The 282-nt window shown below is 58.9% G+C and carries 1 pseudogene; it reads left to right on the plus strand.

The window, feature by feature from the left end:
* Positions 1–154: 154 nt before the first annotated feature.
* Positions 155–282, plus strand: a pseudogene (locus EN861_RS36595) (polyphenol oxidase); the annotation flags it as partial.

Here is a 282-nt window from a genome sequence, read left to right on the forward strand (position 1 = left end):
ACGTCGACTTCGACAGTTCCAACGAGACGAATATTGCGCCAAGATCAACCCGGATAGCGGCCCGGGGCGAGTTTGGTTCTGCTGTCATGGCAAATCCCTTCAGAGTGGTTGGTAGCAAACCGGCGAAATCGCCCACGCGGACAACAACCCATCCATGCTGAATCAGACCAGACCCGATCCAGTACGCTCGCCCCTCCTGCAGAAGGCACAAGGCATCCGTCACGGTTACTTCACCCGTATCGGCGGCGTCTCCAGCGGCATCTACCAGGGCCTCAACACCGG

It is taken from the genome of Mesorhizobium sp. M8A.F.Ca.ET.218.01.1.1 (assembly GCF_004791165.1).
Classification (GTDB): domain Bacteria; phylum Pseudomonadota; class Alphaproteobacteria; order Rhizobiales; family Rhizobiaceae; genus Mesorhizobium.